Here is a 12,454-nt window from a genome sequence, read left to right as displayed (position 1 = left end):
GGAGTCACGGTCGGGGCATGACGACGAGGAGCTGGACGGTCACCGTGACCTTCGAGGACGAGGCGGGGGACGACGGCGCGACCTGGGCGCGCGCCGTCCTCGACAGCAGGCCCGACGACGTCCTCGGGCCGGGGGAGGTGCTCGCCGCCGAGGGGCGGGCCGTGCGCTGGCCCGACCACCCCTCCGTGGTGGTCATCGGCCGGCAGATGGCCGCGGCGCGGGCGCTCGTCGAGCTCGGTCACCGTCTCGGTGACCACGCCGTCGACGACGCCTTCGCGAACGCCTACGGACGACCCGCCCTCGGCGGGGTCCCGGCCGGCGGGAGGCCGCCGGGGGACCCGGCCCCGGTCACGGGGCGCGGCACGGCGTCGACGTCATGACCTCGCCGCACCGCCCGCCGGCCACCCGCGTCCCCCCGCCCGTCGTCGAGCTCCGCGGCATGATCGGCACCGGCCTCGCCGAGTACGCCCGGGAGAAGGTGGTGCACGCCCTCGATCACGGCGTGCACCCCGTCGGACCGGCCCGCGTCCGCATCGTGCGCCACGACGACCCGGCCCGCGAGAGGCCGGTGGTGGCGATCGCCCACGTCGACCTCGCCGGTCGCCGCCTGCACGCCCACGTCGTGGCCGCGACACCCCGCGAGGCCGTGGACCTGCTCGTCGACCGGCTGCGCCGCCAGGTGGGCGACGCCCACGCCCGGGCGCACCCCCGGCGCGCCGGCGCGCCGGACCCCGCCGCCGTGGACGGCACGATCGACCGGCACGACGTCGTGCTGGCGGTGCCCACCTCGGTGCCGGAGGCCGTCGCGATCATGGAGGACCGGGAGGAGGCCTTCCACCTCTTCGTGGAACGGTCCTCCGGGCGCCGCGCGGTCGTCTACCGCGGCGGGCCCACCGGCCGGCGGGTCGCGGTCGACGACGGGTCCGCGCCGGAACCCCCCGGGGCGGCCGGCACGACCGTCAGCGCCCGTGCCGCGCGGACGACCGGGCCCGAGGGGGCGGTGGAGCACCTGCGGCTCGGCGCCCTGCCGTTCCTGTTCTTCCACGATCCGGCCGTCGGACGGGCGCGGGTCGTGCACCTCGACGAGCGCGGACGCACCGTGCTCGTCGACGTGGAGACGGGCCCGGCGCCCCCTGCTCCCGAGCCGCGCCCCTGAGCGGCCGACGGCTCACCGCGCGTCGGTGGTGGCCCCTCCGGGGGGTGGGGCGCTGGTCCGGCTGGTGGTCGGGCCGGTGGTCGGGCTGCCGGGCCGGCCCGTGGTCCGGTCGGTGCTCGGGGCGGAGTCCGGCCGAGGAGCCCGGGACGTCGTGGTCGTCGCACCGGTTCCCGTCCCGCGAGGAGCCGCGGGAGGGCGGACCGGACGTTCCGCCCGTGCCGCGCGCGGCGCGGTGGTCGGCGCGGTGGTCGGCGCGGTGCGCGGTCGGGCGGTGGTCGTCCGAGCCGTGGTGGGTCGGTCCGTGGTGGGTCGCGCCGTGGTGGGTCGCGCCGTGGTGGGCCGCGCCGTGGTGGGCCGCGCGGTGGTGGGTCGCGCGGTGGTGGGTCGCGCGGTGGTCGGGCCCGGCGTGAGCTCGATCCGCGCCGGTACCGCGGACGCCGGCTCCGCCGAGGTCGGTCGCCCGTTGCCGGTCCGGGCGGTCCTCTCCCCGGTACGCGCCGTCCCGGTGCGCGTGGGCCCGCCGACCGGGGACGCGTCATCGGCCGCGGGAATCACGGGCGCGGCCGCCGTGGGGAGCCGGCCGTGCGTCAGCATCGGTCCCGGATCGCGCAGCGCCGGCTCGGGCGGGGCGACGAGGGCCGAGCCCCCGCCGAGGACGGGGGCGACGGCTCCCAGCGCCGCCGACCCGCCCAGGACCAGGCCCGCGGCGGTCGCCGTGGCGGCCAGGACGCGGGTCGGGTGCCCGGTCCGGCGGGCCCGGACGGCGGGATCGCCGGCCGCGCGGTCGCGGCACGCGGCGAGGACCGTGGCGACCTCCCGGACGTCCGGGCGGGCCGCGGGGTCGGTGGCGGTCATGCGGGCGGCGAGGACACGCAGGTCGCGCGCGCCCGGGGCGATCGCGCGCCGCCGCGCCTCGAGGAGGATGCGCCCGAGCGCGAAGACGTCCGCCGGCGGACCGGTCTCACCGGCCGACTGCTCCGGTGCCCGGTAGTGCGTGTCGTCGGGCAGGCCCGACCACCGCTCGACGAGGGCGGCGACACCGCACTCGGCGATCATGGGACGGGCGCCCCCGAGCAGGATCCGGTCAGGGGTCAGGGCGCCGTGGGCCGCCCCGGACCGGTGCACCGGCTCGAGGGTCCGCGCGAGCCGGTGGACGAGGTCGGCGAGCTGGACCACGGTCCACGGTCGGGCCAGCACGGTCGCGAGGGTGGGACCGGGGATGCGCTGGCAGATCAGGAAGACCTCGTCGCCGTGCACCCCGCCGTCGTAGAGCTCCACGAGCCCGGGGCGGTGCAGGTGGACGGGCGTCACCGGCGAGGGTGGCAGGGTCGGATCGGGGTCGGTCCCGGCCGCCGGCGCGACCAGGACGACCGCGACGGTGCGCAGCAGCCGCGTGTCCCACCCCTCGTGCACCCGTCGCCGTCGATCGGCGGTCAGGAGGCGTCCGAGCCGGTACCGTCCGGCGACCTGGTCGCTGCGGGCGTCGCCCTGGTCCACGGCGTCTCTCCCCCCGGGGGGTGGTGCGGGGCGAGACCACGCTCGGGGGCACGCCGTGCCGTCGACACGGCCTCAGGCACCCTGCGCGGGGGTCCGGAGGGGCGGCCGTCACGGGCCCTTGGTCCCTGGAGCACCGCGGTGCAGGCCGCGCAACGTCGGGGACGGAGGTGGAGAACATGTCAATCATCCGACGCCAGACCCCCATGAGCTCGGCCGACGTCTTCCGGCAGTTCGACCGCATGTTCGACGACTGGATGCGCGCGTTCCCCGCGCGGAGCTGGGACCAGCCCGCCCTGCGGGCCCCCGAGGAGGTCATCAAGGTCGACGAGTACCGGGAGGACGGCGACCTGGTGATCAAGGCCGAGATGCCCGGGATCGACCCGGAGAAGGATCTGGAGCTGACCGTCGCGGACGGCATGCTGATGCTGCGCGCGGAGCGGAAGGTCACCGAGGACACCGAGGACAAGGGCTACCACCGGCACGAGCTGCGCTACGGCACCTTCGCCCGGCGCCTGCCGTTGCCCGACGGCGTGGACCCGGCGGCGGTGACCGCGTCCTACAAGGACGGGATGCTCACGGTGCGCGTGCCGATGCCCGAGCCCGAGAAGGCGTCCGAACCCACCACGATCGCCATCGAGAAGGGCTGACGACCGAGCGTCGTCGGCCATGCGCCGCGCGGTGGGGCCGGGCCGCCGCCGGGTGGCCCGGCCCGGCCCGCATCCGACAGCCGGTGGACCCGGCTCGGCGGGACGGCCCCTTGTCGGGCACTCCGCTCGCGTCGACGCTGGGGTCGGGGAGGGCCGCGCGACCGAGGGATCGCGCGGGGCGGGGCGTGCGCGACGTGCGGGGGCGGAAGCGGCGATGAACGACGGCGATGTCCTCGTGGTGTTCCAGAGCGACCTGGACGTGGCCCCGCACGTCCACAGCTGCGTCGAGGAGGTCCGGGCCGCCGGCACGCGGATCGTCGCCGAGCAGGCGTGGCCCGACGGCCTGCCGAGTACCCCGTGTCGCCTGCACCTGGGCGGGACCCTGTCCTTCTTCACCGACGCCGGGGCGGCCCTGCTCCTCGCCTCGGCCAGCGATCCCTGCGACAGCACCTTCCGCCTCGACCTGGCGAGGCTGGAGTTCCTGGGCCTGCGCGGGTGCGCCGCGCTGCTCCGCGGGACCCGCCGGCTCCGCGAGCACGGCGGGCACCTGCGGATCGAGCATCCCCGGGTGCCGGTGCGGCGGGTCCTGGACCGCGGCCTGGCCGGGGCGCTCAACGTCAGCATCGAGTGACCCCCGGCGGCGATCGTCCGGTCCGGGACGTTCGGCCCTGGTGCGACGCCGCCGAACGCACGACGGTCGGGACGCCGGACCCCGACCCGGACCCCGACCCGGACCCCGTCACGAACAGGACACGATGACTGCTCCGCTCCCGCTCCACCCCTGGCCGGGTCCGTCCGGCGAGGACGCCGGCCTGGCCGGCACCCGCAGCGACGGGGGAACCGTTCCGCACGCCGTGGCGCGGCTGGCGGCGGAGTTCCCCGGCCACCACGTCGCGGTCGTCTCGGCGACCGTCGTCCGGTGCCGGCGCGAGCTGGACGGGGTGCCACCCGGTGCCCTGCCCGAACTGCTCGAGCGTCTCGCGCGGGAGCGTCTGCGCCGGTCCGCCTGATCGTCCGCAGACCGAGATCCTTGGGCGGAGTTGCGGCCCGCGGGTGATCGCCGGGACCCGGCCGCGACCTTAGGGTCGGGCTGCGCCGGGGGGCTCCGCCGTGACTCCCCGCGAGCCGGGCCGCCGGTCGCTCCTCTCCTCCCCCCGTGAGGGATGGCCGGCGGTTCCGGCACGTCCGGGCCGCGACGATCAGGTGACCGTCAGGTGGCGCCCGCCCGGCCGACGGCGTCCACGGCGCCGGCCCGTGCCGCCCCGGTCAGGGTCCGGGTGAGGGTCAGGCGCCGCGGTCTCCCGATCTCGGTGTCCGGGGGGAACGGTTCGCGGTCGCCGGGCAGCCACGTCCGCTGCTCTCGGCGCTCCAGGCGCTCCAGCCGCGCGTCGATGCGGCGCGTGACGGCGACCAGCTCCTCGAGACGGGCGAGCACCTCCCGCGCCGTCTCCTCGACGTCCCCGGTCGTGTGTTCCGTCGGGTGCTCCATGACGACTCCTCCTCCTGCTCGCACCGTCGACCCTCAGGTGCCGCCACGTCCCGTGGCAGGGCCCGGCGACGTCACCGAACGGGCCGTTCGTCCCTGACACGGGAGCGCGGCCGTCGCGACAGTCGTGCCCGGGACGACCGCCGGACCGGGGGTCGAGGCGGGAGGGGCGGCGTGGAGACGATCGTGAAGCCGGACTCCGTGCGCCGTGCCGCGCGGATGCCGGACTACGCCGGCGCACGAGCGACGTTCTCCTGGGGCGCGGCACGGGCGCAGATGAGCGGGCTGCCGGACGGACGCGGTCTCAACATCGCGCACGAGGCGGTCGACCGGCACGTCGCGGCGCGGGGACGGACGGTCGCGCTGCGGGTGCTCGGTCGGGACGGGACGACCACCGACATCACCTACGCCGAGCTGCAGCGCCGGACCAACCGCTTCGCGAACGCCCTGGTCGCCCTGGGTGTGGAACGCGGCGACCGGGTGTTCACCCTGCTGCCGCGCACGCTGGACCTCTACGTGGCGGCGCTGGGGACGCTGAAGGCGGGGTGCGTGCTGTCGCCGCTGTTCTCGGCCTTCGGGCCGGAGCCCGTGGCCGAACGCCTCCGGCTCGGGGAGGGCCGGGTGCTGGTGACGACGCCCCGGCTCTACGAGCGTCGGGTGCGCCCGGCCCGCGACACCCTCCCGGCCCTGCAGCACGTCCTGCTCACCGGCGAGCCCGCGGCCGGACCCGACGACGGGGAGGAGGGCTTCACCTCGCTGGAGAACGTCCTCGCCGCGGTGGGGGAGGAGTTCACCATCCCGCCGACGGATCCCGAGGACACGGCGCTGCTGCACTTCACGAGCGGCACGACCGGCCGGCCGAAAGGTGCCGTGCACGTCCACGACGCGGTGGTCGCCCATCACGCGACCGCGACCGCCGCGCTGGACCTCGGCGCCGACGACGTCTTCTGGTGCACCGCGGATCCCGGTTGGGTCACCGGCACCTCGTACGGGATCGTCGCGCCCCTCACCCACGGCGCCACGCTCCTGGTCGACGAGGGCGACTTCGACGCCGAGCGGTGGTACGCGGTCCTGGCCGAGCACCGCGTCACGGTCTGGTACACGGCCCCGACCGCGTTGCGCATGCTCGCCAAGCACGGCGCCGACGCGGCCGCCCGCCACGACCTCTCGGCGTTGCGGCACGTCGCCAGCGTCGGCGAGCCCCTCAACGCGGAGGTCGTCCGGTGGTCGGCGGACGTGCTCGGCACCCCGGTCCACGACAACTGGTGGCAGACCGAGACGGGCGCCATCATGATCAGCAACTTCGCCGCCGAGGACATCCGGCCCGGGTCGATGGGGCGGCCCCTGCCGGGGATCGAGGCCGCGGTCCTCGAGCGGGGGCCCGACGGCCGGGCGCTGCGGGTCGAGGGGGGCGTCCGTGAGCTGACCACCCCCGACACCGACGGCGAGCTCGCGTTGCGGGTCGGCTGGCCCTCGCTGTTCCGTGGCTACCTGCACGCCGACGAGCGGTACGCGGCGTCCTTCGCCGGCGGCTGGTACCTCACCGGCGACGTCGTGCGGCGCGACGCCGACGGGTGGTTCTGGTTCGCCGGCCGCGCGGACGACGTCATCAAGACCGCCGGCCACCTCGTGGGTCCCTTCGAGGTGGAGAGCGTGCTCATGTCCCACCCGGCGGTGGCGGAGGCCGCCGTCATCGGCAAGCCCGACCCGATGGCGGGCGAGCTCGTCAAGGCCTTCGTGACCCTGCGCCCCGGCTGGGAGCCCGGCGACGCGCTGCACGACGAGCTGCTCGCGTTCGCCCGCCGGCGCCTCGGCAGCGTGGCGCCGAAGGAGCTCGCCGTCGACCCGCACCTGCCCCACACCCGCAGCGGGAAGATCCTGCGGCGGCTCCTCAAGGCCCGCGAGCTCGGCCTGCCCGAGGGCGACCTCTCGACCGTGGAGACCCCATGACCGCACCGGTGGACGTCCGGCGCACGCTCCTGCACGAGATGGTGCGCATCCGACGCTTCGAGGAACGCTGCGTCGAGCTCTACAGCACGGAACGGATCCGCGGGTTCATGCACCTGTGCATCGGCGAGGAGGCCGTGGCGGTCGGGGTGCTGGGTGCGCTCGCCCCGGAGGACGCCGTCGTGTCCACCTACCGCGAGCACGGCCACGCGCTGGCCCGGGGTGTGCCGATGACGTCGATCCTCGCCGAGATGTTCGGGCGCGCCTCCGGGTGCAGCCGGGGACGGGGCGGCTCGATGCACCTGTTCGACGCCGCGCGCCGCTTCTACGGGGGCAACGCGATCGTCGGCGGCGGTCTGCCGGTCGCCACCGGCCTCGCCCTCGCCGACGCGCTCGCCGGCCGTTCCGCGGTCACCGCCTGCCTGTTCGGTGACGGCGCGGTGGCCGAGGGCGAGTTCCACGAGTGCCTGAACCTCGCCGCTCTCTGGCGCCTGCCCGTCGTCTTCTGCTGCGAGAACAACCGGTACGCGATGGGGACCGCCCTCGAGCGCGAGCACGCCCAGACCGACCTCGCCCTGCGCGCCGCCGCGTACGGCATGCCCGCGTGGCCCGTGGACGGCATGGACGTGCAGGCCGTCGCGGCAGCCGCCGAGAGGGCCGTCACGGGCGTCCGCGCGGGGAGCGGGCCGTGCTTCCTCGAGCTGCGGACCTACCGGTTCCGGGCGCACTCGATGTACGACCCGGACCGCTACCGCGACCGCGCCGAGGTGGCGCGGTGGAAGGACCGGGACCCGGTCGACCGCTGGCGGGACCTGCTGGTGGCCGACGGCGACCTCGACGAGGACGGGTGGGCCCGGATCGTCGCCGACGTCGACGAGGAGATCGAGCAGGCGGTCGCCGCCGCCGAGGCGGCGCCGGTCGAGCCGGTGGAGGAGCTCACACGCTTCGTCTACGCGGAGCCGTCGTGAGCGCCGCGACCGACCCCGCCGTCGACCCCGCCGCCGCCACCGCCCGGTCGACCTACCGCGAGGCACTGCGGGAGGCGCTGCGGGAGGCGCTGCGCGCCGACGAGCGGGTGTTCCTGATGGGGGAGGACGTGGGCCGCTACGGGGGCTGCTTCGCGGTGAGCCTCGGCCTGCTCGAGGAGTTCGGCCCGGAGCGGGTGCGCGACACCCCCCTGTCCGAGTCGGCCTTCGTCGGCGCCGGCATCGGCGCGGCACTCGGCGGACTGCGACCGATCGTCGAGATCATGACGGTCAACTTCAGCCTGCTCGCGCTCGACCAGATCCTGAACAACGCCGCGACCCTCTCGCACATGTCGGGCGGCCAGCTCGCGGTGCCCCTGGTGATCCGGATGACCACGGGGGCCGGGCGGCAGCTCGCCGCGCAGCACTCGCACAGCCTCGAGGGCTGGTACGCCCACATCCCGGGCCTGCGCGTGGTGGCCCCGGCCACGGTCGCCGACGCGCGCGGCATGCTCGCCCCGGCACTGGCCAGCCCGGACCCGGTGCTGGTCTTCGAGCACGCCGGTCTCTACGCGACCGAGGGGGACGCCGGCGGCGCGGCGGTCGGCCTCGACGGGGCCGCGGTGCGCCGGGCCGGGACGGACGTCTCCCTGGTGACCTACGGCGGCATGCTCCCGACCGCCCTCGCGGCCGCGGAGCACCTCGCCGGGGAGGGGACGAGCGCCGAGGTCGTCGACCTCCGCTCGCTGCGGCCGTTGGACGAGGACACCGTGCTCGCCTCCGTGCGCCGCACCCACCGCCTCGTCGTGGTCGACGAGGGCTGGCGCAGCGGGAGCCTCGCCGCCGAGGTCGCCGCCCGCGTCGCGGAGCACGCCTTCTACGACCTCGACGCCCCGCCCGAGCGCGTGTGCTCCGCGGAGGTGCCCGTGCCCTACGCCGTGCACCTGGAGCGGGCGGCGCTCCCCGCGGTGGACGACGTCGTGGCCGCGGCGCGCCGGACGGTGGGTTGAGGCGTGGGCGAGTTCCTCATGCCCTCGCTCGGGGCGGACATGGACGCCGGGACGGTCGTCGAGTGGGCGGTGGCGCCCGGGGACCGGGTCCGTCGCGGGGACATCGTCGCGGCGGTGGAGACCGAGAAGTCGGTCATCGACGTGGAGTGCTTCGAGGACGGCGTCGTCGAGCGCCTGCTCGTCCCCGTGGGGACGAAGGTCCCCGTGGGCGCGCCGCTCGCCGTCATCGCGACCGACCGGAGCGGCCCGACCGATGCTCCCTCCGCGGATCAGCAGGCCCCGGCCCCGCACCCGCGGGCGACACCACCGGTGCGCCAGTTCGCGAAACGGCACGGGCTCGACGTCGCGGACCTGCCCGGTAGCGGTCACGACGGCACCGTCACCCGGGCCGATGTCCGGGCCGCGCTCGAGGCCCCGGCCCCTTCCCCGGCCCCGGCCCCTTCCCCGGCCCCGGCCCCTTCCTCGGCCCCGGCCCCGGCCCGTCTCCCGATCACCCCGTACGCGCGTCGGCTCGCCGCCGAGCGCGGCACGGGGGCGGAGGCCCTGCGCCCGGGCCCCGACGGCGTCGTGCGGGCCCGGGACGTCCCGGACGGACCCTCCGCCTCGGCGCCCACCCCCGCGCGGGAGGTCGTGGCACCGGCCGAGGAGCCCCCGCCACGGGCGACGAGCGACGGCATGCGCGCGGCCATCGCCGCGCGCATGAACCGCTCGTTGCGCGAGATCCCCCAGTACCACGTCGACGCCGTGATCGAGCTGGGTGCGGCGCTCGAGGGCCTGCGCGAGCGCAACCGTCGTGCTGCGGTCACGGAGCGGATCGTGCCCGCGGCGCTGCTCCTGGTCGCCGCCGCCCGGGCCGCGCGCCGGGTCCCCGCGCTCAACGGTCACTGGGTCGACGGCGCCTTCGCGCCGTCCCCGACGGTCGACCTGGGCGTCGTCGTGTCCCTGCGCGAGGGCGGGTTGCTCGTGCCCACGATCCCGGCCGCCGACGAGCTGACCCTGCCCGAGGCCATGACCGCGCTGCGCGACGCGGTCACCCGCGCCCGCGCCGGCCGCCTGCGCAGCTCCGACGCCGTCGACGCCAGCATCACGGTCACCGACCTCGGCGAGACGGGCGGGCACGCGGTGCACGGCCGGATCTTCCCGCCGCAGGTGGCGCTCGTCGGCTTCGGAGCGATCGTCCGCCGGCCGTGGGCCGAGGGCGACCTGCTGGGCGTGCGCCCGACCGTGGCGGCGACGCTCACGGGCGACCACCGGGCCACCGACGGCGTCGTCGGCGGGCGCTTCCTGCACGTGATCGACGACGTCCTGCACGACCCCGAGGAGTGGTCATGACATCCGTGGACCCCGCCACCCGCCGCGCCCGCGAGCTCGTGCGCGCCGGCCTGGCCCGCGTCGCCCCGGGCCCCGATCTCGACGCCCTCGACGACGGCGACGACTTCCGGGACGCCCTGGAGCTGGACTCGCTGGACTTCCTGTCCTTCGTCGAGCACCTCGCCCGATCGGCCGAGGTCCGCATCGACGAGGACGACTACCCCCGCCTGCGCACGGTGAGGGATGCCGCCGCGTTCCTCGTGGCCGCGGGCGTCGGGTGAGCGCGGACCGGGAGCGGCCGCGTCACAGGTACTGACCCCCCGACACGGACGGCTCCCGACGCTGCGTCGCCTCGTGCCGTATCCGCTCGAGCTGCGAGCGTGCCGCCATCTGCTCGGCGGCGAAGGCCATCTGCGCGCCCTGGAAGAGCCCTTCGAGCCACCCGACGAGCTGGGCCTGGGCGATCCGCAGCTCCACCTCGTCGGGCACCTCGTCGGTGGGCAGCGGGACGTCGAGTGCCTCCAGTTCGCGGCGCAGCTCCGGACCGAGGTGCCGGGTGAGCTCCTCGACCGCGCGTCGGCGCAGGTCACGGACGCGCGTGCGGGCGCGGTCGTCGAGCGGGATGTCCCGGACCTCCTCCAGGACCTTGCGGATCATCGTCCCGATCCGCAGCAGCGGGCCGGCGTCGACGGCCTCGGGGTCCGTCCCGGGGTCGCCGGCCGACTCCGGGGCGGACCGGGCCGGTGCGGCGCCCGGCTCCACCGGCGCGGCACGCCCGTCGCGGGACCACCGCCGCGCGTCGTGGACGACGGGGCCGGCCGCCGGTGCGGCGGCCTCCGGCTCGGTGCTCGACGGGCACATGGGTCCTCCAGGGGCGTCGTGCGGCTCGGCCACCAGGCTGCGTCCCGGCGCGGGAGCCGGGTAAGGGTCGAGCGGACCCACCCGCCCGGGCCGTCCGGTGGAATCCACCGCCCGCCCGCCCGCCCGCCGGGCCGACCGCCTCGGCGCCACCCTCTCGGTCGTCCCCCGCCCGGGGGCGGCACGCAGGTGTCCTGGCGCCTCCCGCGACCGCGACGCCGTCGACGCCGCGGGCTCGGTCCCGTCGCCCTCGTGAGGCCCGGTGTCGGGGTCCGCGTCAGGCGCCCCGGTCGGACCGGGGCCGGGGCGGCGGTGCCGGGACCGGGGCGGGCCCGCCGTGCCACCACCAGCCCGGCGGCGGCGGGGCGTCGGCCGCGGGGACCGCGGTCGCCGTGGGGGGCGTCCCGCGGTCGGTGCCCGGACCGCGGGCCCGGAGGAGCCGCTCCACGTCGTCCGCCGCCACGAGCCGGGTCGGGGCCCCGGCGGAGAGGACCACGAGGCGGCTGCCGGGCTCGGCGAGCCGCGTGAGGAGCGGGGAGAGGGCGTCGTCCGGCCCGACGACCGTCAGCCGGGACGGCGGGACGGCGAGGCGCCGCACCCCGGCCGGCTCGCCGCGGCGCGCGGGGGCGATCCGCAGCCGCTCGGGCGGGACGTAGCCGGACGGGCGCCCGTCCCCGTCGACCAGCAGGACGCCGGCCGCACGGGCGGCCGGGTCGGCGACCGCGGCGGCGAGCTCCTGCGGCGTCGCGCCGTCGGGGACGACCGGCGGGACGGTCGTGGCGGCGGCGGAGACCGGCACGCCCGCGAGGGCTCGCGCCTGCCGCGCCCGGCGCTCCTCCGCGCCCGCCGCGAGGCCGATGAACCAGCCGACGAGCGCGAGCCACAGCCCGTCGAAGCCGACCGTCATGCCGAGCACGAGGCCCCCGCCGACGAGCACGGCGCCCAGTCCGCGCCCGGCGCGCGCGGCGGTCACCCCGGCGCCCCACCGGTCACCCCCGCGCGCCCACAGCACCGCGCGCAGCACCCGGCCCCCGTCGAGGGGCGCGGCCGGCAGCAGGTTGAACACCGCCAGCACCAGGTTCACCAGCGCGAGCTCGATCCCGACCGCCACCACGAGGTCGGCGGACAGCCGAGCAGCGACGACGGCCACCACGGCGAAGAGCCCGGCGAGCAGCCCGCTGACGAGCGGGCCGACGACGGCGATCCGCAGCTCGGCCGCGGGTCGGTCCGGCTCCCCGCGCAGTCGTGTCGTGCCCCCGAGCAGCCACAGCGTGATGCTCTCGACCGCGAGGCCGTGGGCGCGGGCGACGAGCGCGTGCGCCACCTCGTGGGCGAGCAGCGAGACCATGAGCAGCAGGGCGACCGCCAGCCCCGCCACCCCGTACGCGAGCGCGCCGTGGCCCGGGGCGAGCAGCGGCATCCCGGAGCGCGCCACGAGCACCGCGACCAGCGCGACGATCCCCAGCACGCTCCAGTGCGCCGCGACGGGGAACCCGGCGATCCGCCCGAGCCGCACAGCGCCGGCGTCCGTCCGTGTCGCGCCCATGGGGAACCTCCCGACCTCGGTCCGGACTCCA

At 77.1% G+C, this 12,454-nt stretch carries 14 protein-coding genes; 10 read left to right on the top strand and 4 right to left on the bottom strand.

Annotated features, from left to right (window positions below; translation table 11 throughout):
- Window positions 1-17: 17 nt before the first annotated feature.
- Together PHK61_RS14175 and PHK61_RS14170 are read left to right on the top strand one after the other, a co-directional pair.
- Entirely contained in the window at window positions 18-380 is a 363-nt protein-coding gene (locus PHK61_RS14175) for a dsRBD fold-containing protein (protein ID WP_274281634.1), read from the top strand.
- Entirely contained in the window at window positions 377-1,156 is a 780-nt protein-coding gene (locus PHK61_RS14170; protein WP_274281633.1) for a sigma 54 modulation/S30EA ribosomal C-terminal domain-containing protein, read from the top strand. The genes PHK61_RS14175 and PHK61_RS14170 overlap by 4 nt, the downstream gene beginning before the upstream one ends.
- A gap of 12 nt (window positions 1,157-1,168) precedes the next feature.
- On the opposite strand, the gene PHK61_RS14165 is transcribed toward PHK61_RS14170, so the two are convergent.
- Complete coding sequence (locus tag PHK61_RS14165) at window positions 1,169-2,653, bottom strand: serine/threonine-protein kinase (protein ID WP_274281632.1); 1,485 nt, start codon at window positions 2,651-2,653, stop codon at window positions 1,169-1,171.
- A gap of 176 nt (window positions 2,654-2,829) precedes the next feature.
- Between PHK61_RS14165 and PHK61_RS14160 the strand changes: the two genes are divergently transcribed.
- From PHK61_RS14160 to PHK61_RS14150, 3 genes are all read left to right on the top strand, one after another.
- Entirely contained in the window at window positions 2,830-3,300 is a 471-nt protein-coding gene (locus PHK61_RS14160; protein ID WP_274281631.1) for an Hsp20/alpha crystallin family protein, read from the top strand.
- Window positions 3,301-3,514: 214 nt separating this feature from the next.
- Window positions 3,515-3,931, top strand: a complete 417-nt coding sequence (locus PHK61_RS14155) for an STAS domain-containing protein (protein WP_274281630.1) — start codon at window positions 3,515-3,517, stop codon at window positions 3,929-3,931.
- A gap of 124 nt (window positions 3,932-4,055) precedes the next feature.
- Window positions 4,056-4,310 carry a hypothetical protein gene (locus PHK61_RS14150; RefSeq protein ID WP_274281629.1) on the top strand — a complete coding sequence of 85 codons (255 nt, stop codon included), beginning with the start codon at window positions 4,056-4,058 and terminating at the stop codon, window positions 4,308-4,310.
- 200 nt (window positions 4,311-4,510) lie between these two features.
- Here PHK61_RS14150 and PHK61_RS14145 read toward each other — a convergent pair whose 3' ends face one another.
- A complete protein-coding gene (locus PHK61_RS14145; RefSeq protein WP_274281628.1) occupies window positions 4,511-4,789 on the bottom strand; it encodes a hypothetical protein in 279 nt (92 codons plus the stop codon).
- 171 nt (window positions 4,790-4,960) lie between these two features.
- Here PHK61_RS14145 and acsA point away from each other — a divergent pair, with 171 nt between their 5' ends.
- From acsA to PHK61_RS14120, 5 genes are read left to right on the top strand one after another with little or no spacing between them, the layout of a single operon-like run.
- Window positions 4,961-6,736 carry an acetate--CoA ligase gene (acsA, locus tag PHK61_RS14140; RefSeq protein WP_274281627.1) on the top strand — a complete coding sequence of 592 codons (1,776 nt, stop codon included), beginning with the start codon at window positions 4,961-4,963 and terminating at the stop codon, window positions 6,734-6,736.
- Window positions 6,733-7,701: a pyruvate dehydrogenase (acetyl-transferring) E1 component subunit alpha gene (gene pdhA, locus PHK61_RS14135; RefSeq protein ID WP_274281626.1), complete on the top strand. Its 969-nt coding sequence runs from the start codon at window positions 6,733-6,735 to the stop codon at window positions 7,699-7,701. Before acsA ends, pdhA begins: the two co-directional genes overlap by 4 nt.
- Entirely contained in the window at window positions 7,698-8,708 is a 1,011-nt protein-coding gene (locus PHK61_RS14130; RefSeq protein ID WP_274281625.1) for an alpha-ketoacid dehydrogenase subunit beta, read from the top strand. The genes pdhA and PHK61_RS14130 overlap by 4 nt, the downstream gene beginning before the upstream one ends.
- 3 nt (window positions 8,709-8,711) lie before the next feature.
- Entirely contained in the window at window positions 8,712-10,040 is a 1,329-nt protein-coding gene (locus PHK61_RS14125) for a 2-oxo acid dehydrogenase subunit E2 (protein ID WP_274281624.1), read from the top strand.
- Entirely contained in the window at window positions 10,037-10,300 is a 264-nt protein-coding gene (locus PHK61_RS14120; protein WP_274281623.1) for an acyl carrier protein, read from the top strand. Before PHK61_RS14125 ends, PHK61_RS14120 begins: the two co-directional genes overlap by 4 nt.
- Window positions 10,301-10,322: 22 nt before the next feature.
- On the opposite strand, the gene PHK61_RS14115 is transcribed toward PHK61_RS14120, so the two are convergent.
- The gene (locus PHK61_RS14115) at window positions 10,323-10,880 is read right to left on the bottom strand and encodes a proteasome activator (RefSeq protein ID WP_274281622.1); all 558 of its coding nucleotides are present in this window, start codon (window positions 10,878-10,880) and stop codon (window positions 10,323-10,325) included.
- Window positions 10,881-11,154: 274 nt separating this feature from the next.
- Window positions 11,155-12,423, bottom strand: a complete 1,269-nt coding sequence (locus tag PHK61_RS14110) for a site-2 protease family protein (RefSeq protein ID WP_274281621.1) — start codon at window positions 12,421-12,423, stop codon at window positions 11,155-11,157.
- Window positions 12,424-12,454: the final 31 nt, after the last annotated feature.

The organism is Actinomycetospora lutea (assembly GCF_028737205.1).
GTDB classification, from domain to species: domain Bacteria; phylum Actinomycetota; class Actinomycetes; order Mycobacteriales; family Pseudonocardiaceae; genus Actinomycetospora; species Actinomycetospora lutea.
The sequence above is the reverse complement of the archived record's forward strand: the minus strand, read 5'-3'. Positions and strand labels throughout refer to the sequence as shown.